Raw genomic sequence first — 25,895 nt, 5'->3', positions numbered from 1 at the left:
TCGGCGGCGCTGCCGGGCATGGCCGGCAGCGCCGGCTTTCGCGTGCACGGCACGCTCCTACGGGGGGGCGGTGCGCTTGCCCCGCACCGGCGGCGAACGCGGTTGCGGTCTGCGGCCTGCGCGGCGGGGTGGCGGGGGGTGGGCGGTACAATGCCGCGGTGACCTTCCCCGTCCGCGCCATCACCCTCGATCTCGACGATACCGTCTGGCCCTTCGCGCCGATCGCCGCGCGCATCGAACGGGTGCTGGACGACTGGCTGCGGCAGCACGCGCCGCGCACCGCCGCGCGCTATCCGCTCGAGGCCATGCGCGCGCTGCGCGAGCGGGTGTTCGCCGAGAACACCCATTTGCTGCACGACTTCACCGCGCTGCGGCGCATGGCGCTGGAACAGGCGCTGCGCGACAGCGGCGACGACGTGGCCCTGGCCGAGCCGGCCTGGGAGGCGTTCTACGCCGCGCGCAACGAGGTGGAGTACTACCCCGACAGCCTCGAGGCGCTGCGGCGGATCGCCGCACGGGTGCCGGTGGCGGCGCTCACCAACGGCAACGCCGACCTGGAGCGGATCGGGATCGCGGAGCATTTCGCGTTCCGGCTGACCTCGCGCGAGCACGGCAAGGCCAAGCCCTCTGCCTGCATCTTCCACGCCGCCTGCGCGCGCCTGGACTGCGCGCACGGCGAGGTGCTGCACGTCGGCGACCACATCGAGATGGACGTGGCCGGCGCCGCGCGCGCCGGGCTGCGCAGCTGCTGGATCAACCGCGAAGACCGCAGCTGGGAACACCCCGAGCTCGCCCCCGACCTGCAGTTCGACAGCCTGGCCGCGCTGGCCGACTGGCTGGATGCGCACGCCGCCCCCACCCCCGACAGGACCGCCCCCGCATGAGCTTGCCGACCGGATTCGTCCCCCCCGATGCCGCCGACGCGCCGCGCGCGCTGCACCTGGTCGATGCGGCGGGCCTGGGGGCCTGGTGCGACCGCCAGGGCGAGGCGACCGCGCGCTGGGCGCGCTCGCAGGGCTGGGATGCCTCGCCCGGCAGCGTGCTGCTGCTGCCCGGCGACGACGGCGCCGCGGCCGCCGCCGCGATCGGCATCGGCGACCGGCTCGATCCGTTCTCCTACGCGCACGCGCCGATGGCGCTGCCGCCCGGCGACTGGCGCCTGGCCGAAGACGACGCGACCGCGGGCGAGGCGCGCAGCGCGCTGCTGGTCGGCTGGGGCCTGGGCAGCTACCGCTTCGACCGCTACAAGCAGGCGCCGCGCGCGCCGGCGCGGCTGGTGGCCGAACCGGACGCCGAGAGCGTGGACCTGGTGACCGCGTGCTGCCGGGTGCGCGACATGGTCAACACCCCGACCGAGCACATGGGCCCGGAACAGCTCGAGGATTTCGCCCGTGCGCTGGCCGAAGCGCACGGCGCGGCGTTCGAGAGCATCGCCGGCGACGCGCTGCTGGCGCGCAACTTCCCCGCCATCCACGCCGTCGGCCGCGCCTCGCACCGGGCGCCGCGGCTGCTGCAGCTGAGCTGGGGCGAGGCCGGCGCCCCGCACCTGGCGCTGGTCGGCAAGGGCGTGTGCTTCGACACCGGCGGCCTGGACATCAAGCCCGCCGAGGGCATGCGCAACATGAAGAAGGACATGGGCGGCGCGGCGCACGCGCTGGCGCTGGCCGGGCTGGTGATGGCGCGCAGGCTGCCGGTGCGGCTGACGGTGCTGGTGCCGGCGGTGGAGAACGCGATCGGCCCGGACGCGTTCCGCCCGGGCGAGGTGATCGCCACCCGCAAGGGGCTGTCGGTGGAGATAGACAACACCGACGCCGAGGGCCGGGTGGTGCTGGGCGATGCGCTGGCCTACGCCGGCGAGCTGGAGCCGGCGCTGGTGCTCGACTTCGCCACGCTGACCGGCGCGGCGCGGATCGCCCTGGGCCCGGACCTGCCGGCGCTGTACAGCAACGACGACGCGGTGGCCGCGGCGTGGCTGCAGGCCGGCGAGGCGCAGCGCGACCCGCTGTGGCGGATGCCGCTGTGGCGCCCGTACCTGCGCTACCTGACCAGCCGCATCGCCGACCTGGCCAACGCCGGCTCGCGCATGGCCGGCTCGGTGACCGCGGCGCTGTACCTGGAGCGCTTCGTGCCGCCGGGCACCGCCTGGGCGCACCTGGACGTGTACTCCTGGAACGACAACGACCGCCCCGGCCGCCCCGCCGGCGGCGAGGCGCAGGCGCTGCGCGCCGCCTGGGCGATGCTCAAGGCACGTTACGGCTGAGTTGCCGGTGGCGGCGCCCGGCAGCCACCGTACCTTCTCGCTGCTGGACCGGTGGCGCCGATCCGGCGCCGCGCTGCTGGCGCTCGCGCTGTGCGGCTGCACCAGCCTGGCCGACCGCATCGTCGAACCGCGCAGCGTGCCGCTGGTCGATTCCGCGCTTGCCGCGCAGGTCCAGCGGTCGCTCGGGATCGAAACCGGGCGGCACCGCCCCGCCGGCGGCCCTGTGCTGCAGTATCTCGAGGTCGCGCCGCGCGACTACGGTCTCGAGTATCGCTATACCCGGACCGCCCGCGGGGCGGCATTCGAATTCGCGACGCGTTCGCGGCCTGCACACGGCCACCCGCAGCCGCCCCGCCGCGGCACCGTCGTGCTCTTGCACGGGTGGGGCCTGGACAGCAGTTCGATGCTCGTCTGGGCGCTGCATCTGGCCGAAGCGGGATGGCAGGGCATCGCGGTCGACCTGCGCAACCATGGCGGGTCCGGCCGGGCGCCGGCCGGCTACGGCCCGCGCGAAGGCGAGGATGTCGCCGGCCTGGTTCGAACGCTGCTCGGCAATGGAACGATCCGTGAGCCGGTGTTCCTGCTGGGCGTGTCCTACGGCGCGGTGGCCGCGCTGCACGCGGCCGCGGACCCGCAGGCGCCGGTGGCCGGCGTGGTGGCCTTCTCACCCTACGCCAACGCGGCCGAGGGGATCGCCGACATGGTGCGGGGCCTGGCAACGATGCACGGCGAGAGCCTGCGGGTGCGGCTGGCCGCGGGGCTCGGGCGCTACGACGCGGCGCGGACGGCTTCGGCGATCGCGGAAGCGGGGCGCCGCCTCGAACTGGACCTCGCGGCGATCGACGTGCGGCGCCCGGTCGCCGCCGGCGACGCATGCATGTTGATGGTTCACGGTGACGCGGATGGATTCTTCGCAATGGAGGACGTGCGTTCGCTCGCCGACGCCTCCGCGCGCGCCCATCTGCTGGAACTGCCGGGCGAGCACCATTTCAGCCTGCCGATGCGCGCGGACTGGCTGGCCATGCCGGTCGCTGAGTGGATGGCGACGGCCGCGGCGGGCGAGTGCCGCCCGGCGACGCTGCCGGCACCCCCGGGAGTGCCAGCCCCGTAGGACGGATCCGACAGGCAACTGCGCCCGCGGAGGCGAAGTGCGCCCAGGGCGATCCGGGCCGCGAGCGTACGGGCGGATGGGCCGCACCCGGTAGGCGCGTGCCATGCACGCGAAAGCCGGCGCGGTGGGCCATGCCGGCAACCGCCGCCGGCCCGGCCGGAGCCCGCCGCGGCCTTCGCGGCCATGGCCGCTCCTACCGGGCCCCCGGTGGGCCCGCGGGGTCAGGCGGGCAGGTCGAACAGCAGCAGGTCGGCGGGGGCGTCGTCGCCCTCGACGCCGGCGATGTGCAGTTCGCCGGCTTCCCCGGCCCAGCCGATCGCATCGCCGGCGGCCAGGCGCTGGCGCGCGACGTTCACCTGGCCGCTGGCCAGATGCAGCCAGTAGCGGCGCGCCGGGTCCATCGCCCAGGTCAGCGATTCGCCGGCGCCCAGCTGCGCGCCGCGCAGCCAGGCCTGTTGGCGGATGGCGATGCTGCCGTCCTCGCCCTCGGGCGAGGCCAGCACCGCCCAGCGGCCGCGGCGCGCGGCCGGGTCGAAGGCGCGCTGCTGGTAGGCCGGCTCGGCGTTGAGGCGGTCGGGCTGGATCCAGATCTGCAGGAAGTGCACCGGCTCGGCGTCCGAGCCGTTGTACTCGCTGTGCTCGATGCCGTGGCCGGCGCTCATCCACTGCACTTCGCCCGGGCGCAGCACCCCTTCGCCGCCGCCGCTGTCGCGGTGCGCGAGCGCACCGGACAGCACGTAGCTGAGGATCTCCATGTTGGCGTGCCGGTGCGGGGCGAAACCGCCGCCCGGCTGCACCCGGTCCTCGTTGATCACCCGCAGCGCGCCCCAGCCCATCCACTCCGGGTCGTGGTAGTGGCCGAAGGAGAAGCTGTGGCGGCTGTCGAGCCAGCCGGCGGCGACGTGGCCGCGGTCGGCGGAGCGCCTGAGGGTGTGCATGGCGGCGCCTACTCCGCGCCGGCTTCGCCCTCGGGCGCCGGCACCATCGCCTCGGTGGTGATGCGCAGCTCCACCTCGTCGCTGACGTTGGGCGCGTACATGCCCAGGTCGAAGTCGCTGCGCTTGAGGGTGGTGGTGGCGTCGAAGCCGATCGCCTCGCGCTTGGTCATCGGGTGCGGCTTGGCGGCGTTGAGGGTGGCGTCGAGCACCACCGGCCGGGTGATGCCCTTGATGGTGAGGTCGCCGGCGACCTTCAGCCGGCCCTCGCCCGCCGGCTCCACCGCGGTGCTGCGGAAGGTGGCCTCGGGATGGTTGGCGGCGTCGAAGAAGTCGTCGCTGCGCAGGTGCTCGTCGAAATCCTCCACGTGCGAGTTCAGCCCCGACATCGGCAGGGTGACCCGGACGCTGGACGCGGCGACGTCGTCGGCGTCGTAGACGATCGCGCCGTCGGCCCCGCCGAAGTGCGCGATCGGGTTGGAGAAGCCGAAGTGGCTCCACTGCGCCACCACGTCGGTGTGGTTGGGATCGATCCGGTAGGTGACCGGTGCGGCGAAGGCGGGGGCCGCGGCCAGCGACAGGGCGGCGGCGAACAGGGCGGTCTTGAACGAACCGGAAGAGCGGAGGGGCTGCATGGCGGGTGGCTCCAGGGGATTGACGACCGGTGGAAGGACGGCTGCGGTGCAGCCGGGACGCGCTGGATTCGGGAGAGTGTGCTGCAAGCGGCCCGGCCGGGGAACGGGCCGGGCGGCCGGATCACTCGATGCGGCAGGCCTCGTCGAAGGACAACCGCGGCGAACGCTCGAAGATGCTGGCCGGGTCGCCCCTGCCCAGGTTGACCAGGAAGTTGGAGCGGATCGAGGTGCCCTTGAAGAACGCCTCGTCGACCTTGGCGGCATCGAAGCCGGTCATCGGCCCGGTGTCCAGGCCGAGCGCGCGCGCGGCCAGGATCAGGTACGCGCCCTGCAGGGTGCCGTTGCGGAAGGCGTGGTCGCGGCGGTTTTCTTGCGGGCCCTCGAACCAGCTCTTGGCGTCGGTGTGCGGGAACAGGTAGGGCAGCTTGAGGTGGAAGTCGAGGTCGTGGCCGACGATGACCACCACCGGCGCCTCCATGGTCTTCCTGCGGTTGCCCTCCGCCAGCGCCGGCTCCAGCCTGGCCTTGGCCTCCTTCGAGCGCACGAACACGAAGCGCGCGGGGGACTGGTTGGCGCTGGTCGGGCCCCATTTCAGCAGCTCGTAGAGCTGGCGCAGGGTGTCGTCGCTCACCTCGCCGCTGAAGCGGTTGTAGGTGCGCGCGGTGCGGAACAGGCGGTCGAGCGCGGTGTCGTCGAGCACGTCGGTCATGGTGTTGGGTGTCCTGGCGCGGCGCGGCCGCTCGGGATGGACCAGTGTAGAGTTCCACCGGTGAACTCGCAGCCTTGACTCCGGAACGGATGGTCGCAACCGTGGAACAACGCAGGGCGGGGCCCGGGGGATTGGCGCCGCGGGCGCAATGCTGGACGCTGACCGACGGCCACGCGGGCAACGCGCGCCAGGCGAGCGCGCTGGCGGCGGCGCTGGGGCTGGCGGCGCGCGACTGGCTGTTGGAGCCGCGGCCGCCCTGGGGCTGGGCGGCGCCGCGGCTGCTGCCGGGAAGCGAGCACGCGTTCGGCGCCGGCTTCGCCCGGGCGCAGGCCGCGCCGCCGGCGCTGGCGATCGGCTGCGGCCGCCAGGGGGCGCTGGCCACGCGGCTGCTGCGCGCGGCCGGGGCGCGCACCGTGCAGATCCTCGACCCGCGCCTCGATCCGGCGCACTGGGACCTGGTGGTGGTACCGGAGCACGACGCCCTGCGCGGCGCCAACGTGGTCACCCTGCTCGGCAGCCTGCACCCGGTCGACGACGCCTGGCTGACCGCCGCGCGCACCGCATTCCCGGCGCTGGCCGAACTGCCGCGCCCGCGCACCGCGCTGCTGCTGGGCGGCAGCAGCCGGCACGCGCGCTTCGACCGGCTCGCGTTCGAGGCGCTGGCCTCGATGCTGCGCACCGCGCTGGCGCAGGACGGCGGTAGCGTGCTGGCCACCACCTCGCGGCGCACCCCGCGCGACCTGTGTGAATCGCTGCGCCGGCACTACGCGGGCAGTGGCGGCGTGGCGCCGGGCGCGATCTGGACCGGCCCGGACGACGGTCCCAACCCCTACCCCGGCCTGCTCGCCTGGGCCGACCGCATCGTCTGCTCGCCGGACTCGGTGAACATGATCTCCGAGGCCTGCGCCACCCACGTGCCGGTGTTCGTGTTCGACCCCGCGCGCGTGGCCGGCCGGCCGCGCCGCTTCCTCGACGTCCTGCTCGCCCGCGGCCGGGTGCGCACGATGGACGCGACGCTGGCGCCGTACGAGGTCGAACCCCTGCGCGAGACGGCGCGCGTGGCTGCCGAGGTGCGCGCGCGGCTGGGGCTACCGGTATCGACTGCCCCGTCCCCATAGGACTTGCGCGTCGGGTCGACGCCAACGGCCCGCTCGGCGGCATCTCCCCGCAGCGCCTCCGCAGGAGCGTGCCATGCACGCGAAAGCCGGCGCGGCCGGCCGGTGCCGGGAATCACCGCGCACCCCATCGAAGCCTCCCGCAGCCTTCGCGGCCATGGGCCGCTCCTACGAATCTGCGGCGATCTGCTCCAGGCGGGCCTGGATCTCCTCCTCCGGTATCCAACGCCGGCGCACCATCACCCCGGCGCGTCTGCGCACATCGTCGATGTCGTCGGAAGGGTTGACTTGGAGCAGGGTCGGGCCGGCGCGGCGCCCGGGCCACACGCCTGTACTCCTCGCTCGGCTACTCGTCGCCAACGACTATGCAAGGAGACGGACGCAAACAGCGTGACCCGATGCTTCTTGGCGCCCGTTCTGGTGGGACAGGTCCAAAACACCGCACGCAGGTCGTATTTGTGGTGCGGCGCATGTTCGGTCACTAGGGTCGGTTGAGGCGCAGCGAATGCCCATTGCTCGTCGGATACGCTGGTCGGATACGGCTTGTGATCTGCCGGGTTCTCGCGCTTGTAGCGCTGGCCGTCCGGGCCGTACCAGAACCGGGTTCGGCTGCCGTTGCCCAACCGGACCTCGTGAGCCTTGTCGTCCAGGTCGTAGTGCACGGTGCGGTCGTTGGCGGTGCCTGAGCGTCGCGGCTGGTCTGGTTGCCGCGCGCGTCGTAGTGGTGTCAAGCCGGTCGTAGCTCTGCGCCAGCATGGTCTGATTGACGGTGACGCCATTGCGCATCGCCAGCTTGGCGCTGGTGAACGGGTTGAGGTTGTCGTAGGCGAAGGCCGCGTGCCGCTGCAGCATCCAGAACAGCAGCATCTACCTCTAGTCCCTCGGATGGCATATAACGGCCACTCTTTCCCCAAGCGGCATGACCTGTTCAGGGCCCCACGCAAACCATCTGCCACTTTGCTTAACCACGACTATGCTGCGGTTTTCCGAGTCAAGAATCTGAATCATCACCAAGCGCCCCTTCGAATCCCTCACTACCTGCGCTTCCGCATCGTCGAGCAGGCCTAGCGTTTCCGGGTCTACTCCCAGATCTACCGAAGCTCCACCTCGTCCGAACGGGTACTTTATGGCGTGACCAGTCCCGAGATCCCAATTTTCATAATTCTCATCAAACCATGTTACTAGTTTCTCCGTTCCAACTCGCTCCAATTTTTCGTGCACTTCGACGCAGTCATTCACCCTCTTCTTGCCTACTATCCCTACGACCAGAAAGATGAGAATGACGCCTAGAATAAGCGCTCCGAGAACGCCAACAAGCCTATTCATCGCCGCCTCCACGAAGATAGTACGCATGCCCAAAATTGGCCCATCGATTCGCATGCTGGATTTGTGCAATATTTCTTGTGGAGAAATCCCCCCCTGCGACACCTGCGGCGAACTGCGCCGTGTTCCAAGTCCTGATTGCTTGGCGCATAGCTCCTGCGGATTCGCCCCGGGCCGCCCACGACATTCCCTGCATCATGTAGTTAATATCATTTCCGTTGTGCAAGCCTGAGTACCCACCTGGCATGCCACTTATGTCGAACACCTCTCCCATCCAGTTACTAAATGTGGACGTATCCCCTCTTGACCCTCGCATTAGGTCCATAAACTGATAACGAGACATTTTGCTATATTCGCCTTCAACGCTCTGGTAGTAAGCTACCTCATACATATTGTGCTCAGCGAGCACCCCTAAATCAGAGGCCCCAAGCGGAATCACCCTTCCTGGATGCGCTTCTCTGAACTCGTCAACTCGCGCACGGATTGCATTGACTCGGCGCAGCCTTTCCGCGCGAGCCTGGTGGTTTTCTTCGTTGAACGCCCGGCTGAAAGCAGCCGTAATCGCCCCGTTCGCAAACTTCCCACCCGACAGCTTCGCCGCCGTCCCGCCCAGCGCGGCAGCAGCCGCGATTCGGGCCCCGGCATAGCTCGGCGCACGGCCTCCAATCTGATCAATGCCCGGCGCAAACACTTGTGTCACACCCGCACTGGCAAACCCGTGCCCGAACTTGCCACCTTGCAGCGTAGACATAACTCCACCAGTTGCACCATGGGCGATCACCTTGGCACCGTAAGCTCCTGAGCTTAGCCCAGAGCCAAAGACACCCGTGCCCGCCTCGCCAGTAACTCCGGCAAATGCTTCACCTACTCCATAGAATGCGGCAGCAGAAAATGCCCCCCAAAGGGCGCCTTGCCACGTTCCAGTGGCGACATACCCAGAAGCGGCGCCGAAGGCCATTGCCATACCCAGCTTGGCAAACGTGCCACCATCCAACCCGCCAGTCACGTAAGTTCCGACCACGGCGATGACAATCCCCAGCACCTTCCGCCAGCTAATCATCCCCGTCGGATCGGTATAGACCAACGGGTTGTTGAACACATACGTATACGCGTTCCACCCCTGCATGTTCCCCGGCGCCTGGATCACCGGGTCCGGCTGCAGGAAGCGGTGCAGGGTCGGGTCGTAGATCCGGCCGTTCATGTGGATCACGTCCAGGCCGTCGAGGTGCTCGTGGCCGGTATAGCCGCGCGGGGTGATCGCGGCGGCGGTGCCGGCGGCGGTGGGGTCGGTATAGCTGCGCCTGGATCCGTAGGCGCGATAGTCCTGGCTGTTCTGTACCGCGCCGCTGGCATCGGTGATGCGCACCACGCTGCCGAGGTGGTCGTGGAACAGGTAGCGGTTGGTCGCGGTGCTGCCGACGATGGTCTGCAGCATGACGCCGGCGATGTTGCGCTTGATGGTGGTGGCGGCGCCCTCGGTGACGATCTCGACGTTGCCGATGTAGAGCGTGCGCCGGCCGTTCTGGTCCTCGCGCTTGTAGCGCTGGCCGTCCGGGCCGTACCAGAACCGGGCGCGGGTGCCGTTGCCCAGCCGGACCTCGTGGGCCTTGTCGTCGAGGCTGTAGTGCACGGTGCGGTCGTTGGCCGTGCCTGGCGCGTCGCGGCTGGTCTGGTTGCCGCGCGCGTCGTAGTAGTAATGCATGTCGCGGTATTGGGCGACCCGGTGCGGGTTGGCGCCGGTAGTGTTGCCGCTGCCGTAGCCGCTGTTGCCGTCGCCCAGGCCGCAGCCTGCACGTCCGTCGTAGACATAGTTGTGGTTGCCGCCGTCCTCGTCGCGCCGACATGGGTTGCCCAGCCGATCGTAGCTCTGCGCCAGCATGGTCTGGTTGACGGTGACGCCGTTGCGCATCGTCAGCTTGGCGCTGCTGAAGCGGTTGAGGCTGTCGTAGGCGAAGGTCTCGAGGTAGCGGCTTTCCTTGCGCTGGGTGCTGAGGTTGCCGGCCATGTCCCAGCCGTAGGCCTCGTCCACCAGGTTGCAGGTGGTGGCGTTGCCGGCGCAGATGCGCGCGAGCCGGCCGGTGTTGGCCCAGTACTCCCGGTTCACCGCCAGAGCGTCATCCTGGCCGCGGCGTTCGCGTACCGGATTGCCCCAGGCATCGGTTTCCAGCAGGTGCAGCACGGTACGCGAAGCCGGATTGGTGGACACGGTACTGCCCGGGCACCCGGTATTGCCGGACGTCTCCGAGCTGGGACACACGGCGGCGGCGTGGCCACGCGCGTTGTACTGCGTCATGGTCCAACGGCCGCTAGCGTCCTGGCTTTTCCAGACCTGCCCCAGCGGGTTGTACACGGTGGTGGCTGGGTAGTTGGTGCCGTCGATCACCGTCGTGGCGCCCACCGGCCGCCCCAGGCTGTCATAGGCATAGCTGCGGCTGTAGCTCAGCGCGGTGCCCGTCTGCCCCTGCCAGGCGAGGTACGTGCCCCAGATCGTCTCGTTGGCCGGCTGACCACGGCCGTTGGCGGCCGTGTCGAAGTTGAAGGTCGACCGCGACTCGATGGTCCCGTCCGCGGTCTTGACGATGCGCCGCCAGACCCGGCCACGGCCGTCGACCTCGTTCTCGATGCGGTTGCCGACGCTGTCCTGCTGGGCGATCAGCTCACCCAGGGCGTTGTATTCGAAGTGCGTCGTGCCGGAGTCTGGATCGACCTGCCGGATCTTCCGGCCAGCGGCGTCGTAGTAGAACGTGTTGCGGATCTGGCCCCGTCCGGAATCCCGATGGACGTAGTAGAGACTGCCGTCCGCGTAGTAGCTGTAGACCGTCTCGGTGCCGATCGCGTCGGTCACCTTGGTCAGCTCGCCCAGGCCGTTGCGGGTCTGGGTGGTGGCCTTGCCGCGCTGGTCGGTCACGGTGGTCGCCAGGCCCGCATAGGCGGTCTGGACGGTGCTGGTGTCCGCACCGGTCACCAGAGTGGGACGCCCGAGCGCGTCGTAGGTGGTGGTGTTCCAGGCGCGCCCGGCGGTGCACACGTTCGCGGCAACCGACGGGCCCACGCCGCCTGCCGTGCTCGCGGTGCCCGCTAGGAAGAACGGATTGGACACGCGCCGCGGCCGGCCGGCCGCGTCGTAGTCTGTGCAGACCGCGGACGCGTCCTTGTCGCTCACTCCTACGTTGAAGCTTTGGGTTGCCTGCAGGATGGGGCGACCCAGCGCGTCGAAGTAGGTCCACTGCACCGGCGCCGCCTCGGCAGCGACCTGCTGGCGGAACTTGGCGCCGGCCGGACAGGTGATGGTGCCCCCACACCAGCGGTAGTGGGTGCGGCTCTCCACGCCGCCGGCCGGGTCGCCTGGGGTGCTTCCAGGCACCGTCTCCACCCAGGTGTAGAACGGACGGCCGAAGCTTCCGGTCACGGCAAGGGTATCGACGCCGTTGACATCATAGGCCTGGGTGACGTCGCCGAAGATGTTCCGCGCGACCACGGTCTGGGTCTTGATCTCGATGCTGCCGGCGGCGGACTGGAACGGCTCGTAGGTGGCCAGCGCGTAGCGCCCGCGGCTGTCGAAGGTGGTGCGCGAGTAGCGGTGCACCGTCTGCAGGTTCGCCGGGCGGAAGGTGAAACCGCCCGTGGTGCAAGGCGAGACCGGCGCCGCGCAGGTCACCGTCTGGATCACGTTGCCGAAGGCGTCGCGGGTGTATTCCTTGCGGATATCCTGGTCGGCGCCTGCGTCGCGCTGCGAGCGCTCGACCCGCAACAGACCGGTCACCGGCCCAGTGCCCGTGTCGTAGGCGAAGTCCGCGGTGCGCACCACATCGGCACGGCTCGGGCGGCGATGGGTGACGGTGCTGCTGGTCATCCGCCCCAGGCGCCAGAGAGCGGCGTTGTCGGAGTAGGCGTTCTGGGTGATGACGGTGGACATCGGCGACGACGCCGTGCCGGTGTGGGTATCCACCGAGGTGGTGATGACGTTCCCGTAGGCGCCGTAGTCGAACGTGGTCACGACCTTGCTGGTGGTGGCGCCGGTGAATGGGTCGCGCAGCGTCTCCTCGGTGCCGAGCGTGCGCACGTGGAGGGGCCGCTGCACGCCCGGCGCGAACAGAGCCACCCCGGCACCGATGTCGCCATCCGCCTCCCACTCGTGGGTGCTCGTTGAGAACACCGATCCGCCCACGCTGGGGAAGCCCTGTCCCGGGGTGGCGAAACACGCGTCGGTGATCGCGCCCCCGCCTAGGCATGCCGGCACGGCATAGGTCTGCCCGGCAACGACGCGCTTGTTGGTGGACGTCGGCATGCCGATAAAGGGAAAGTTCTGCGCGTAGTTGGTACCGACGACCACATAGCCACCCACCTGGTTGGGATCGTAGGTGACGATCTGCCGGAACCCGAGAAACCCCCGCCCGCCTGCCTGAACCTTGGCACCGGTATAACGGTAGTGCACCGTCGCCATCGCGTTCGGCGCACCGGCCTGCGGCGAGCTGCTGGACACCCGGGCCACGGCATAGATCGGCGCCAGCAGATCCATCACCGGCGACCCGCGTCCCCAGTTGTTCGCTCGCGAACCGCTATCGCGGCGATGCAGGTCCTTGTTGGTCAACGGCGCCAGAAGGATGTTGGTCTGCGCGCCCAGTCCGTTGGTGATCCGGGTGATCGCGTCGCGCGGCGCGTGGCGGCTGTTGCTCCTCGAGACGTAGACGGTGGGGTTGTTCTGCAGGCGCAGCGACATGAAGTCGACGTGGCCGTCGCCGTCGAGGTCGGCGAATAGCGGCGTCATCGCGCCTGGATCGCACCCGCTGCCTTCGCAGATCCGGGCATTGCCCCCGGGAAGCAGGACCGACGAAGCGAATCCACCATTGGGTTGCGCATGGCGCACGTAGTAGACCTTGTTGCTGCCGTACGCGCCGACGTGCAGCATGTCCGTGCGACCATCGCCGTTGACATCCGCGAACCTGACCTGGTCTCGATAGTCGCTCACGGGAAGAGAGCCGCCGGACATCAGGCCGCGCCCGGTGTTGACCCGATGATCCCACTCACTGCTGGCATTGAGTCGCGACGCGACGTCGGTCAGGCCGTCCCCATTGAAGTCGGCGAGCACGACCGCGTGCGCGTCCCCGGCGACGGTGCCGTAGTTGCGGGCGATGATAGTTCCGGTGGCCGGGACCTCCACCGTCATGGCATGCAGGCGCCTCGCCTGGCGGTGCCTCCAGCAGGGGTCGGCCTTGGTGTTGAAGGACCCTTTTCCCGACTCGCACTCCGGCTCGAAGGTCCACTCGTCGTAGGTGGTGGTGACGGCGAACAGCAGGTCGGACGATGCGTCGCCGTTGAAATCGGCCAGCTGTGCGAAGCCCGTCTTGGGGGTCGGCCCTACGGCGACGAACCGTTCGCAGTTCTGTGTATAGGGATCGCCATCGCAGAGCATGGGCCCAAGCGATGCGGCATCGATCTGAATCAGCCGCTCGGCCCCCCAGGCGAAACCGCTTCCCTGCCGGGTCATCAGCCGCGCTCGCGGCGCGCCGGCGGAGACGTACACGATGTCTATCAATCCATCGCCGTTCAGATCGGCCAAATGTAGAGTGCTGGGCGAGAGCGGTACGTCGGCGATGAGGTTCTGACTGGTGCTGAACGCCGTCCCGGTGGACCGGTACAGGCGCCAGTTCTGCCCGCTTGGGCCCGCCACCAGCAGGTCGTCGCGGCCGTCGCCATCGTAATCGACGAGATGCCAGGCGCCCTCGTCGCGCTGGCTGATGTCCGCCGGCAAGCAAACGCTGCTCCACCCTTCGAACGTGGGCCGTCCAGAGGCATCGAGGCGCGACAGGCCGGTCACGATCCAGTTGGTCGAACACCCCGAACTCGATCCGCGCAGGTAGACGAAGTCGGGACGCCCGTCGCCATCGATGTCACCCTGCTTGAACCCGAGCAGGCTGCTCGTATCCGTAGCCAGGTTCGCCGGCTTCTCGACCGAGGCGAATTCGTGCTTCCCCAGGCTCCACTCGAACGTGGTCGGGGCCATGCACACCGCGGCGCTGCTGTCACGGCACTCCTGCAGGCCGACCAGCTGGTCCATCTGCGAGCCCGAAGCGCTTGTCGCATAAGTCAGCACGTAGTACCGCGCCTGGTTTGCGACGGCGCAGCCGCTTGCCGCCGAGGCGCAGGATGTGATGCTGGTCAGGCGATAGCGTTGGGTATGGGTACTGCCCCCCGCCTGATATCCGAAACCCCACTTGGACGAAGGCAGCGCGGTGTAGTTGAAGACGATCTTGGCATAGGGGGCGAGCGCGCTGCCCGACTGGCCGGTCAGCACCGTCTTGCCGGTATAGCGGACTTCCTGCAGCAGATGCTCGGAAGATCCGGCCGCAGTCCCCGGGTTCTCCAGGTAGGTGTAGTCGATGTAGTTGCCGGTGGAGTCCTGGAACCGGGTCTGCGCCCACACCAATGCCTTGGCGGTATGCCCGGGTGCATTGGTCTGTACGTATCCGTCCGGGCGATTGGCCGTGGCGTCGGAACTGCGGTCGCCGTACCACGAGGTCGACCCGTCCTTCCTTGCCACGGTGAAGAAGGCCGGGCCATTGCTGCCACCACTCGGGGTGTAGGCGCACACGCGCTGGAAGGATTCGATCTCGGTACGCAGCGTCTGCACCGACATCCCGGAGACCGCCGGGCACGCGGCCCCTCCCGTGCCCGGCACCAGGCGCTGGCCATCGAGGCAGAACCGGTCGGTCGCGGTGTAGTTGATCGGCACTGGATTGCCGTCGACCGGTACGCCGCCGCTGACGAAATCCCCCGCTTCGCGGGTGGCGCGGCACCGGCTGATCGCCGACAGACCGCCGATCGACCAGCCCTTGCCCAGCGGGCCGTATCCGCCCTGGCTGGAGTAATTGAGGGAAAGCTGCGGCACCACCCCAGCGGTACCGGGGACGGCGTAGATCGGCACGGAGTAGGTCGCCGCTCCGGATTCGTCGACCCGGAACTCCGCCGCCGTCGCTGCGACTTCGTCGGAATCGGAATCCGCCACGATGGCGGTGGAGGCGCCACCGCCTCCGGGGTCCGCGAGCGCCTGCGACAGCCGCAAGGCGATCTGCCACATGACCAGGAACACGAATGCGACAAGCACGAACGCCGGCGCCTTCGCGCGGCGCGACGGCCCTATCATCATCGTCATTGTGGCGGCTCCCCCCGAAACCGCAGGGCGCGCACTCCGGGCGCGCCTGCCTCCATGCCACTGCTGTCCCTGGCGTCGATCGCCGTGTCAGGCCCGTCCCGGGAAACGGGTCGGAACCGCAGTGTCGTCGTGCGTGTTTACTCCCGGGATCCGGGGATCGTCAACAAGATTCTTCGCCCCTGCCAGGCTCGTCGATCCGGCACCGGTGGGAAGGCTCTATAGCTGTGGTATGCCCATCGGCCCCATCGAGCCCCCTACCCTTGCGACACGGGCAGCCCCAGGTCCTTCCACGCGTTGCGGATCGCGGCGCGCGCCGCGGCCAGGGCCGCCGACTCCGGCACCAGCCGGCGGCGGCGGTCCAGGCTGCGTTCCAGGCCCAGCGCCAGCAGGGTGGCGTGCGCCTGGATCAGCGCATCGGCGGTGGCGGTGTCCAGCAGCCCCGCCTCGGAGAGCGCCTGCAGCAGCGCCGGCGTGGCGCGCGGCGCCAGCAGCGCGGGGTGCGCGTGCGCTTCGCGCAGCACCAGGTACTGCAGCAGGAACTCGAGGTCGACCAGCCCGCCCTCGCCCTGCTTCAGGTCGAACCCCCCGGGGCCGCTGCGGTCCAGTTCGGCGCGCATCCGCGCACGCATCTTCGCCACCTCCGTGCGCAGTTCGGCCGGATCGCGCGGCCGCGCCAGCGCGGCGCGGCGCACCTCGCCGAACTCGCGGCACAGCGAGTCGTCGCCGGCGACGCAGCGCGCCCGCACCAGCGCCTGGTGCTCCCAGGTCCAGGCGCGCTCGCGCTGGTACTCGCCGTAGCTGGCCAGCGACGAGACCAGCAGGCCGCTGGCGCCGTCCGGGCGCAGGCGGATGTCGACCTCGTACAGCCGGCCGGGGCCGGTGACGGTGCCCAGCAGCGCGACGATCTTCTGCGCCAGGCGCGCGAACCAGCGCGCGGCATCGAGCGGGCGGGCGCCGTCGGACTGGGCTTCGCCGGCGGCGTCGTAGAGGAACACCAGGTCGAGGTCGGAGCCGATGCCCAGCTCCTCTCCGCCGAGGCTGCCGTAGCCGAGCACCGCGAAACGCGCGCCCTCGATGCCGCCGTGGGCGTTGCGCAGCTCGCGCTGCGCCAGTTCCAGCACCACCGCGACCACCGCATCGGCCAGCCACGCCAGCTGGCGGGTGCTGTCCTGCGCCGGCTGGCGGCCGTCGAGCGTGGCCAGGGCGATGCGGAAGCTGAGCGCCTGGCGGGTTTCGTTGAGCGCGAACAGCACCGCTTCGAGGTCGCCGCGCTTGAGCGCGGCGCGGCAGGCGGCGTCGAGCTGGTCGCGGCGCGGCAGCGGCCCCTCGGCGCGCGCGTCGAGCAGTTCGTCGAGCAATAGCGGGTGCGCGGCGACGCGTTCGGCCAGGAAGGCGCTGCGGGTGACCAGGTCGATCAGCCGCGCCAGCGCCTGCGGCTGTTCGTCCAGCAGCGCCAGGTAGCTGACCCGGCGCAGGATGTTGTGCACCAGCGCCAGCAGCCGGCGCACCGCCTGCAGCGGGCGCTCGGCCGGGGCGCTGGCCTGCAGCAGCACCGGCATCACCCGGTCCAGGCGTTCGCGGGCGCCATCGGAGAGTTCGCGCACGCTCGGCGAGCGCACGAAATCGCGCAGCGTGGCGTCCACCTGCGCGGGCTCCGCGAAGCCCGCCGCGTCGAGCACCGCGGCATCGCCGCCGTCCGGCAGCGCGCACCAGTACGCGGCGATGTCGCTGTCGACCGCAGGCTGCTGCCCGCGCTGCGCCAGCAGCGCGGCGAACTCGTCGGCGACCCGCGCGCGGTGGGCGCGCAGCTCCCGCTGCAGGGCGTCCCAGCCGTCGAACCCGAGGCCATGGGCAATGCGTGCGCGCTCCAGCGGATCGCTCGGCAGCACGTGGGTCTGCGCGTCGCGCAGCATCTGCAGGCGGTTCTCCAGCCTGCGCAGGAAGCGGTACGCCGCCGCCAGCGCCCCGGCGCTGTCGGCGGGGATCTGGCGCGCGTCGCGCAGCGCGCGCAGCGCCGGCTGCAGGCGGCGCTCGCGCAGGGCGGGCTCGTGGCCGCCGCGGATCAGCTGCAGCACCTGGGCGAGGAATTCGATCTCGCGGATGCCGCCGGCGCCGCGCTTGATGTCGTGCTCCAGCTCCTTGCGCGCGACCTCCGCGGCGATCGCGGCCTTCATCCCGCGCAGGCCGTCGAGCGCGCCGTAGTCGAGATAGCGGCGGTAGACGAACGGGCGCAGCGCGGCGAGGAAGCGCGCGCCGGCCTCGAGGTCCCCGGCCACCGGGCGCGCCTTCTGCCAGGCGTAGCGCTCCCAGTCGCGGCCCTCGCGCTGGAAGTACTGCTCCATCGCCGCGAAGCTGAGCGCCACCCGGCCGGCGCCGCCGAACGGCCGCAGCCGCAGGTCGACCCGGTGGCAGAAGCCGTCGGCGGTGATCTCGTCCAGCAGTTTCGCCAGGGCCTGGCCGAGGCGCGCGAAATACTGCTCGGCGGCGAGCGGCCGGGGGCCGTCGCTCTCGCCTTCCTCGGCGTAGCCGTAGACCAGGTCGACATCGGAGCTGAAGTTGAGTTCCTCGCCGCCGAGCTTGCCCAGGCCGAACACGACGAGCTGCACCGGCGCCCCTGCGGCATCGCGTACCAGGCCGTGCCGCGCCGCGAATTCCTCCTCCAGTGCGGCGAGGGCCAGCTGCAGGCAGGCGTCGGCCAGGCGGGTGGTGCCGAGCAGGGTGTCGTCGACGTCGTCGAGGCCGAGCACGTCGCGCCACACCAGACGGGTCGACGCGGCGGCGCGGTAGCGGCGCAGCGTGGCGCTCCAGCCGGCGCGGTCGCCGGCGCCCAGTTCCGGTCGCGGCAGGGGCGCCTGGCCGTCGTCGTCCAGCAGGCGCAGCAGCAGCGCCGGCTGCCGCGCCAGGGTGTCGATGGCGAAGTCGCTGGCCAGGGCGACGCGGCGCAGGCGCCCGGCGGCGCCGGCATCGTCGAGCCGGGCGGCCCGGTCCCCCAAGGCCTCGCGCAGCCGGGCGAGGGCGCGCGCCGGGATCGAGTCCAGCTCGGAGGGAAGAACGACGTCTGCGGCCATGCGCCGATTGTGGCATCCGGCGTTGCCGGGCCGGCCGGAGAGCGCCGGCAAAAAAAAGCCCGCGACCGGTAAACCGGTAGCGGGCTTTGCTCCCTCCCCCACGTCGGGTGCGGGGCAATCGTGAACGAAGTGTTAGCCGGGTTGCACGCTGCAGTGCAAAACGATACTTGGCGGTACACGAAAGCGCGATGCGGGCCGTGCGCGACTGCAAACGTTTACAGCACGTAGCGCCGCGGCATCACGACAAAAGCGATGCAATCGGAGAGTGGTGCGTCCGGCCCGCGAGCGGCTTCCAGCGACGCCTTGCAGCAGCGGCCGCAGCGCGCCGGGCGCGCGAAATTCGGCAGCACAGATCCGCAGCAACCGGCGCCCTCGCAGGAGCGTTGCCATGCACGCGAAGGCCGGCGCGGTGGCAAGGCCCCCAATCACCGCTCGCACGGCCGGAGACTCGCACCGTCGCGACCGCCACTCTCGCCCCGGCCGTTGCGGCCTTGGCCGCGCCTACCGGGGTCGCGGCCCGCGGCGGAGGTCGCGGAGAATCTCCTGCGCGGCGTTGCGCCCGGGCAGGCCGGTGACGCCGCCGCCCGGGTGGGTGCCCGAACCGCACAGGTACAGCGCGTCGAGCGCACCGCGATAGTCGCCCTGCCCCAGCAGCGGCCGCGCCGAGAACAGCTGGTCCAGCCCCAGCGCGCCGTGGAAGATGTCGCCGCCGACCAGCCCGAACTCGCGCTCCAGGTCCAGCGGCGACAGCGCGCGGTAGCCGAGCACGCTGCGCCGGAAGTTGGGCGCCACCGCGTCGACGGTGTCGATCATCAGTTCCGCGACCGCGGCGCGGTGCGCGTCCCAGCCGCCATCGACCTGCGGGTGCACGTGCTGGCAGAACAGGCTGGCGACGTGCTGGCCCGGCGGCGCCAGGCTGTCGTCCAGGGTCGAGGAGATCACCAGTTCCACCACCGGCGCGCGCGACCAGCCCGGGTTGTGCGCCTTGGACTTGGCATCGAAGTACGCCCGCTCGAAATAGCCCAGCGACGGCCCGATCAGGATGCCGCTCTGGTGATGCGGCTGCAGTGCGGTGCCGGGCGCGGCGGTGAAGTCCGGCAGCTCGGCCAGCGCCACGTTCATCCGGAACGTGCCGGAGGCGCAGCGGTAGCCGGCGATGCGCTGCGCGGTGTCCTCGTCGAGTCGCCCCTGCGGCACCAGGCGCTGATAGAGCAGCTTGGGGTTGAGGTTGGAGACGATGGTGGCGGCGCGCAGCTCGCGGCCGTCCTCCAGCGCCACGCCGACCGCGCGGCCGCGTGCGCCCTCGCCGGGTTCGACGAGGACCTGCGCCACCGCCGCGCCGGTCTCGATGCGCACCCCGCGCGCCTCGCATTCGGCGGCGATCGCCGCGCTGATCGCGCCCATGCCGCCGATCGCGTGGCCCCACACCCCCGACTTGCCGTTGACCTCGCCGAACACGTGGTGCAGCAGCACGTAGGCCGAGCCCGGGCTGTAGGGACTGGCGAAGTTGCCGACGATGGAGTCCCAGCCCAGCGCCGCCTTCAGCGGTTCCGACTCGAACCAGCCGTCGAGCAGGTCCCCGGCGGACTTGGCGAACAGATCCAGCAGGTCGCGGCGGCCGCGCATGTCCAGCCGCCGCAGCTGTTTCGCGGTCGCGTATCCGGCCAGCCAGTCGGCCAGGACGAACCGGTCCGAGACGTTCGGCGGCGCGCGCAGCATCAGCTCGCGCAGCACCGCCACCACGCGCTCGAGCATGGCGTGGTAGGCGGGTAGCCGCTCGGCGTCGCGTGGCGACCAGCGCGCCACCTCCGCCTGGGTGTGTTCGCCGCCGAGACGGAACGCGCGCCCGCCGGGCAGCGGCAGGAAGTTGGCATAGGGCCGCTCGACCACGCGCAGGCCGTGCTCGGCCAGGCGCAGGTCGCCGATCACCCTGGGATTGAGCAGGCTGACGGTGTAGCTGGCGGTGGAGTTGCGGAAGCCGGGGTGGAACTCCTCGGTGACCGCCGCGCCGCCGACCACGCCGCGGCGCTCGAGCACGGTGACGCGCAGCCCGGCCGCGGCCAGGTAGGCGGCGCAGACCAGGCCGTTGTGGCCGCCGCCGATGATCAGGACGTCGGGGGTTTGCTGGCTCATGCCGCTCCTTCTCGATGAGCGTGTCAGTCGGCGGCCGGGGGCCGCCCGGCCAGCATCCGCTCCACCAGGTCGGCGAGCGCGGCGGCGGCGCCGGGCCGGCCGAGCGCGGCGGCGGCCTGTGCGGCGCGCTGCAGGCGCGCCGGCTCGGCGAACAGCCCGTCCAGCATCTCGGCCAGCGACTGCGCGGAAAGTTCCGGCTCCGGCAGGCACCAGCCGACCCCGGCTGCCGCCAGCGCCTCGGCGTTGCGGCGCTGCTCCAGGCGCGAGCCGCCCTGCGGGATCGGCACCAGGATCGCCGGGCGGCCGACCGTCAGCAGGTCCGCGGCGGTGGTGGCGCCGGCGCGCGTGATCACCAGGTGGGCATCGCGCAGGCGCGCGCCCATGTCGTCGAAGAACGGCTGCACCTCGGCGTGGATGCCGGCAGCGGCCAGGCGCGCCGCGATCTCGCCGGCGTCCTCGCCCTTGTACTGCAGCGCCAGGCGCAGGCGCGCGCGTACCGGCTCCGGCAGCATCAGCAGCGCCGGTGGCACGATCTCGCCGAACACCCGCGCGCTCTGGCTGCCGCCGACCACCAGTAGCCGCAGCGGCGCGTCCGGCGCCAGCGGAGGATACGGCGCACGCGCCTCGAGAATCGCGCGGCGCACCGGGTTGCCGGTCTCGACGATCCGCGCCGGGTCGAAACCCTCCGCGCCTTCGATGCCCGGGAACGAGGTCGCCACGCCGGAGGCGAAACGCAGCAGCTGCCGGTTGGCCAGGCTCAGCCGCGTGGCCTGCTCGTGCAGCAGCAGCGGCAGACCGAGGCTGCGCGCCGCCAGTGCCGGCGCGAAGCTCGGATAGCCGCCGAAGCCGACCATCAGCGCCGCACCGCGGCGTTTCAGGTCGCGGCGCGCCTGCGACGCTGCGCGCGCGATGGTGGCGACGGCCGCGAGCTTGCCGCCGATGCCGCCGGCCAGGCTGCGCGCCGGGAGCACCACGTGCGGCAGCCCTTCCAGGGCCTGCGTATAGGCGGCGCCGCGGCGTTCGGTGTAGATCACCGCTGCGTGACCGCGCGCGAGCAGCTCGCGCGCGAGCGCTTCGGCCGGAAACAGGTGGCCGCCGGTGCCGCCGGCGGCCAGGGCGATGGTGGCGGGCGGTGGCGTCGGGCGCAGCATCTTCGCGTTCCGCGGAAAACCAGGGAAGCGACTATAAGCGAAGCGCAACAGAGACATCGCCGCACTCCGCCGGTGCTGCCGCAGGCTCGACATGGCAGCGGTCGACGCGATGCCGCGCGCGATGCGGCTGCTGCCCGGTTGATACCAGCATCACGACCGGCCCCGTAACCTCGATCGCCCTTCCCGAACCCGCTGCACGGGAACGCAGCAGCGAAGCGAGAGGCCGATCGTGGTATCGCCCGCGCACGAACACGCCTTCCTCGGCAACGGCCGGGGCGCCGCGCTGGTCGACTGCCGCGGCGCCATCGACTGGCTGTGCCTGCCCCGCTTCGACTCGCCGGCCTGCTTCGCCGCGCTGCTGGGCCGGCCTGAGCACGGCGGCTGGTGGCTGGCGCCTGCAGGGGGTACGGCCCGGACTCGCCAGCGCTATCGCGGCGATACCCTGATCGTGGACACCGAAATGGAATGCGGCGACGGCCGCGTGGTGGTGTCCGACTGCATGCCGACCGACCGGGACTGCGCGGAACTGGTGCGGGTGGTGCACGGGACTGCCGGACGGGTGCGGATGCGTTCCCGTTTCCGGCCGCGCTTCGGCTACGGGCGCCAACGGCCGGAATTCGCGCGCCGCGGCGGCGTCGTGCTCGCATCCGGCGACGACCAGGCCGTGGCGCTGGATGCGTCGGTCCCGCTGCGGATCGAGGAGGACGGCGAGGTGATCGCCGAATTCGATATCGGCCCGGGCGAACGCGTCACCTTCGCGATGACCCTGGACGCCCGCTCGCCGCCGGACCCGCCGCTGGACCCGGAGGCCGCGCTCGAGAGCTGCCACCGCTGGTGGTGCGACTGGGCCGCGCGCTGCCGCTACGAGGGTCCCTGGCGCGACGCAGTGGTGCGCTCGCTGCTGACCCTGAAGGGGCTGATCTACGAGCCCAGCGGCGGCATCGTCGCCGCCCCCACCACATCGCTGCCGGAAGTGCCGGGCGGGGTGCGCAACTGGGACTATCGCTATTGCTGGCTGCGCGATGCGGCGTTCAGCCTGCTGGCACTGCTCGGCACCGGCTACCGCGACGAGGCGCGGAAGTGGCGCGACTGGCTGGTCCGGTCGGTGCGCGACGATCCGTTCACGATGCATGTCCTGTATCGGGTGGACGGCAGCACCGAGCTGGAGGAACGCGAACTGGACTGGCTGCCCGGGCATCGGGATTCGCGCCCGGTCAGGATCGGCAACGGCGCCAGCGCCCAGCTGCAGCTGGACACGCGGGGGCAGGTCATGGACGTGCTGCATCTGGCCCGGCAGAGCGGGCTGGAGATCGCCGACGAGGCCTGGGACCTGCAGGTGGCGCTGCTCGACGAGTTGACCGAGCGCTGGCGCGAGCCGGACCACGGCATATGGGAAATGCGCGGCGATCCGGCCCACTTCGTCCATTCCAAGGCGATGGCGTGGGTGGCGTTCGATCGCGGGCTGCGGGCCGCGCGCGAACGCCGGGTGGACGGCCCCACCGATGCCTGGCGGCGCACCTGCGAGGCGATCCGCGAGGACATCATGCGCCACGGTTTCGATCGCGAGCGCGGCGTCTTCGTGCAGCGCTACGGTGCGCCCGACCTGGATGCCAGCCTGCTGCTGTTGCCGCTGGTCGGCTTCGTCGCGCCCGACTCGCCGGAGGCGCGAGCCACCACCGAGGCGATCCGCGGCGAACTCTGCCTCCCGGACAGCGGCGGGCTGCTGCGCCGCTACCGCAACGACATCGAGGTCGACGGGCTGCCTGGGCACGAGGGGGCGTTTCTGCCCTGCTCGTTCTGGCTGGTCGACAACCTGGCACTGAGCGGGTGCCTGGACGAGGCCAAGGCGCTGTTCGAGCGCCTGCTGACGCTGCGCAACCACGTCGGCCTGCTGGCGGAGGAGTGGCATGCCGAACATGGCGTGCTGGGCAACCTCCCCCTGGCGCTGACCCATGTCGGCCTGGTCAACAGCGCGCGGATCCTGGCCGACGTGCAGCGCGGCCAGGGGCGCCCGTCCGTCCCCACGCGCTCCGACGAGGGCGCCGAAGCGCTGCTCGCCGAACAGGAGCCGCACCGCGGCAGCCGCTCCTGAGGCCACGGCGCTTTTCCCTGGAGGACCACCTCATGCACCCATCGTCGGATCCGCCCGGCCGCCGGACCTGGGTCATTCCGGAAGGCTACATTCCGCAGGACGACGACGGCGGCGAGCAGGACCCGCGCTTCAGGGGCCATGAAACCGCCTGCGTGCTCAACTGCGGCGACCGCGACGCCAGCCTGGCCATCACCCTGTACTTCGCCGACCGCGAGCCGGCCGGTCCTTACCGGGTCCGCGTACCCGCGCGACGCACGCTGCACCTGCGCTTCAACGACCTGGACGATCCCGAGCCGGTGCCGCGCGAAACCGACTACGCCAGCGTCATCGAGTCCGACGTGCCGGTGGTGGTCCAGCACACCCGGCTCGATTCCCGGCGACAGGCGCTGGCGCTGTTGAGCACGATGGCGTGGTCGACATGAGCCAGGGCTCCCGGCCGGAGGTGGTCGTGGTGACGGGCGCATCGGCCGGGGTGGGCCGCGCGGTCGCTTGCGAGTTCGCGCGCCACGGCGCGCGCGTGGGGCTGATCGCCCGCGGCCACGAACGCCTGCAGACGGCCGCAGCCGAAGTCCGCACGCTGGGCGGCCAGGCGTGTCCCGTGGTTGCCGACGTTGCCGACGCCGATGCGGTGGAGGCGGCGGCCGAGCGCATCGAAGAGGAGCTCGGCCCGATCGGCGTCTGGATCAACTCCGCGATGGTGACGGTATTCGCGCCGGTGTCGGAGGTGAGCGCCGAGGAATATCGGCGCGTCACCCAGGTCACCTATCTGGGGACCGTGCACGGCACCCTCGCCGCGATGCGGCGGATGCGCGCGCGCAACCGCGGCACCATCGTCCAGGTGGGCTCGGCGCTGGCCTACCGCGCGATCCCGCTGCAGTCGGCCTACTGCGCGGCGAAGTTCGCCGTCCGCGGGTTCACCGACTCGCTGCGCGTCGAACTCATGCACGACCGCTGCGCGGTGGACCTGGTGATGGTGCAGCTGTCGGCGTTCAACACCCCGCAGTTCGACTGGGCGCGCAACAAGGTCGGCGAACGCGCGCAGCCGGTGCCGCCGATTTTCCAGCCGGAACTGGCCGCGCGCGGGATCCGCTACGCCGCCTACGCCGGGCGCAGGGAAGTTTGCGTGGGCTGGCCCGCGGTCAGGACGATCTGGGGCAACAAACTGGCCCCCTGGGCGGCTGACCTGAAGCTGCGCAAGGCAGGCTACGAGGGCCAGACCACCGGCGAACCGCAGCCCGCCCGGCCGGGGAACCTGTTCGATCCGCCCCCGGGCGACCCGGGTGCGCACGGACGTTTCGACGACACGGCACGCGACGCCAGCCTGCAGCTGTTCTGGACCATGCACCGGGCGCCGATTGCGGCTGTGCTCATTGCAACGGTGCTCGCCTCCGCTGGGTTGGCGTGGTGGGCGGTCTCCTAGCGCCGACCGGTTCACGACGGCGCAGACTTCGGATGGACAGGGGCCTCTCAACTCGGTTGCGTCGCTGACGGCCTCGCCCGCGCCGGGGCTGCTGCCGAGCAACGCCGCACCGCCGGAAGGCCTCGCGCACTCGCACCGGAGAAGTGCGGACCGTTGTGGCGGCAAGGATGCCGTAGCCGCCCATGCGGGTCCGACGGTCGCTGGCCTGGGCCATGGTGGCCGCGCAAGCGGATCTGCGGGCGTGCTGGGAGCGTTCTGGTTGGGAGGGTTCCGAGTGCAGGGGAGAGTGGGTGCCGGGGCGGTCGCGTTTTAGCGGCGATCTGGTTCCAGGGGTTCCGGTGTTCTGGGCGTAGGGCGGCGGCGTGCTTCGCCGGTTTCACAGCTGCGAGTGCGAAACGTTCTCCGTTTCGAACATCCCCTCTCGCCGCCACAGGACCAACGCAATGAACCCCGCCGAATCCGGAAGTACCGAGCTGTTCGTCCAGCACATCGCCTGCGTCAACAACGCAGGCTTCGTCATGTGGTTCGAGATCGAGCGGGCGCGGGACAACGCCACCGCCGGCCACAGTGGCAGATACCCGATCAACCAGAGCAGGCGCCTGGATGCGGCCGGACTGGAATTTCCGGCACCCCCGCTGAAAGTGGGCGATCTGATCCATCCGCGCGTGCATGCGATCGCCGGTCGGACCGAACGCGGCCCCGCGGTGCGCTACGCCCCCAACGGCCAGACCGCGACGTTCGCCGTGACGGGAACCACCCTGCTGTATTCGATCCAGCCGGCATAAGGGGC

The 25,895-nt window shown here is 70.9% G+C and carries 17 protein-coding genes; 8 read left to right on the top strand and 9 right to left on the bottom strand.

Annotated features, from left to right (window positions below; all coding sequences use genetic code 11):
- The first annotated feature begins 158 nt into the window (after positions 1 to 158).
- The 3 genes from QFW77_RS18360 to QFW77_RS18350 are packed head-to-tail and all read left to right on the top strand — an operon-like array spanning position 159 to position 3,371.
- On the top strand, positions 159 to 884 hold the full coding sequence (locus QFW77_RS18360; RefSeq protein WP_280576313.1) for an HAD family hydrolase: 726 nt from the start codon (positions 159 to 161) through the stop codon (positions 882 to 884).
- Positions 881 to 2,260, top strand: a complete 1,380-nt coding sequence (locus QFW77_RS18355) for a leucyl aminopeptidase family protein (protein ID WP_280576312.1) — start codon at positions 881 to 883, stop codon at positions 2,258 to 2,260. Before QFW77_RS18360 ends, QFW77_RS18355 begins: the two co-directional genes overlap by 4 nt.
- 7 nt (positions 2,261 to 2,267) lie before the next feature.
- Positions 2,268 to 3,371, top strand: a complete 1,104-nt coding sequence (locus QFW77_RS18350; RefSeq protein WP_280576311.1) for an alpha/beta fold hydrolase — start codon at positions 2,268 to 2,270, stop codon at positions 3,369 to 3,371.
- 221 nt (positions 3,372 to 3,592) lie between these two features.
- Here the strand turns inward: QFW77_RS18350 and QFW77_RS18345 are convergent, their stop codons facing one another.
- The 3 genes from QFW77_RS18345 to QFW77_RS18335 all read right to left on the bottom strand — a co-directional run bounded on the left by QFW77_RS18345 (position 3,593) and on the right by QFW77_RS18335 (position 5,650).
- Positions 3,593 to 4,309 (bottom strand): pirin family protein, encoded by a 717-nt coding sequence (locus QFW77_RS18345; protein WP_280576310.1) that lies wholly within the window; start codon positions 4,307 to 4,309, stop codon positions 3,593 to 3,595.
- An 8-nt stretch (positions 4,310 to 4,317) separates the two neighbouring features.
- Positions 4,318 to 4,941: a YceI family protein gene (locus QFW77_RS18340; protein WP_280576309.1), complete on the bottom strand. Its 624-nt coding sequence runs from the start codon at positions 4,939 to 4,941 to the stop codon at positions 4,318 to 4,320.
- A gap of 121 nt (positions 4,942 to 5,062) precedes the next feature.
- Positions 5,063 to 5,650, bottom strand: a complete 588-nt coding sequence (locus tag QFW77_RS18335) for a malonic semialdehyde reductase (protein WP_280576308.1) — start codon at positions 5,648 to 5,650, stop codon at positions 5,063 to 5,065.
- A gap of 101 nt (positions 5,651 to 5,751) precedes the next feature.
- Between QFW77_RS18335 and QFW77_RS18330 the strand changes: the two genes are divergently transcribed.
- Complete coding sequence (locus QFW77_RS18330; RefSeq protein WP_280576307.1) at positions 5,752 to 6,768, top strand: mitochondrial fission ELM1 family protein; 1,017 nt, start codon at positions 5,752 to 5,754, stop codon at positions 6,766 to 6,768.
- Positions 6,769 to 6,933: 165 nt separating this feature from the next.
- Here QFW77_RS18330 and QFW77_RS18325 read toward each other — a convergent pair whose 3' ends face one another.
- From QFW77_RS18325 to QFW77_RS18300, 6 genes are all read right to left on the bottom strand, one after another.
- The gene (locus QFW77_RS18325) at positions 6,934 to 7,092 is read right to left on the bottom strand and encodes a hypothetical protein (RefSeq protein WP_280576306.1); all 159 of its coding nucleotides are present in this window, start codon (positions 7,090 to 7,092) and stop codon (positions 6,934 to 6,936) included.
- A gap of 546 nt (positions 7,093 to 7,638) precedes the next feature.
- Positions 7,639 to 8,118, bottom strand: a complete 480-nt coding sequence (locus QFW77_RS18320; protein WP_280576305.1) for a hypothetical protein — start codon at positions 8,116 to 8,118, stop codon at positions 7,639 to 7,641.
- Positions 8,084 to 15,241 (bottom strand): FG-GAP-like repeat-containing protein, encoded by a 7,158-nt coding sequence (locus QFW77_RS18315; RefSeq protein ID WP_280576304.1) that lies wholly within the window; start codon positions 15,239 to 15,241, stop codon positions 8,084 to 8,086. Before QFW77_RS18315 ends, QFW77_RS18320 begins: the two co-directional genes overlap by 35 nt.
- Before the next feature lie 254 nt (positions 15,242 to 15,495).
- On the bottom strand, positions 15,496 to 18,309 hold the full coding sequence (gene glnE, locus QFW77_RS18310; protein ID WP_280576302.1) for a bifunctional [glutamate--ammonia ligase]-adenylyl-L-tyrosine phosphorylase/[glutamate--ammonia-ligase] adenylyltransferase: 2,814 nt from the start codon (positions 18,307 to 18,309) through the stop codon (positions 15,496 to 15,498).
- A 501-nt stretch (positions 18,310 to 18,810) separates the two neighbouring features.
- On the bottom strand, positions 18,811 to 20,442 hold the full coding sequence (locus QFW77_RS18305) for a phytoene desaturase family protein (protein ID WP_280576300.1): 1,632 nt from the start codon (positions 20,440 to 20,442) through the stop codon (positions 18,811 to 18,813).
- A 23-nt stretch (positions 20,443 to 20,465) separates the two neighbouring features.
- Entirely contained in the window at positions 20,466 to 21,593 is a 1,128-nt protein-coding gene (locus QFW77_RS18300; protein ID WP_280576299.1) for a UDP-N-acetylglucosamine--N-acetylmuramyl-(pentapeptide) pyrophosphoryl-undecaprenol N-acetylglucosamine transferase, read from the bottom strand.
- Positions 21,594 to 21,822: 229 nt separating this feature from the next.
- Here QFW77_RS18300 and QFW77_RS18295 point away from each other — a divergent pair, with 229 nt between their 5' ends.
- The 4 genes from QFW77_RS18295 to QFW77_RS18280 all read left to right on the top strand — a co-directional run bounded on the left by QFW77_RS18295 (position 21,823) and on the right by QFW77_RS18280 (position 25,890).
- On the top strand, positions 21,823 to 23,685 hold the full coding sequence (locus QFW77_RS18295; RefSeq protein ID WP_280576297.1) for a glycoside hydrolase family 15 protein: 1,863 nt from the start codon (positions 21,823 to 21,825) through the stop codon (positions 23,683 to 23,685).
- Positions 23,686 to 23,717: 32 nt separating this feature from the next.
- Entirely contained in the window at positions 23,718 to 24,107 is a 390-nt protein-coding gene (locus QFW77_RS18290; protein WP_280576294.1) for a sensory rhodopsin transducer, read from the top strand.
- A complete protein-coding gene (locus QFW77_RS18285; protein WP_280576292.1) occupies positions 24,104 to 25,105 on the top strand; it encodes an SDR family oxidoreductase in 1,002 nt (333 codons plus the stop codon). Before QFW77_RS18290 ends, QFW77_RS18285 begins: the two co-directional genes overlap by 4 nt.
- A 443-nt stretch (positions 25,106 to 25,548) precedes the next feature.
- Positions 25,549 to 25,890 (top strand): hypothetical protein, encoded by a 342-nt coding sequence (locus tag QFW77_RS18280; RefSeq protein ID WP_280576290.1) that lies wholly within the window; start codon positions 25,549 to 25,551, stop codon positions 25,888 to 25,890.
- The last annotated feature ends 5 nt before the right edge of the window (positions 25,891 to 25,895 follow it).

It is taken from the genome of Luteimonas endophytica (assembly GCF_029887875.1).
GTDB classification, from domain to species: domain Bacteria; phylum Pseudomonadota; class Gammaproteobacteria; order Xanthomonadales; family Xanthomonadaceae; genus Luteimonas; species Luteimonas endophytica.
Note: the sequence above shows the minus strand (reverse complement) of the source record. Positions and strands in the feature narration are given on the sequence as shown.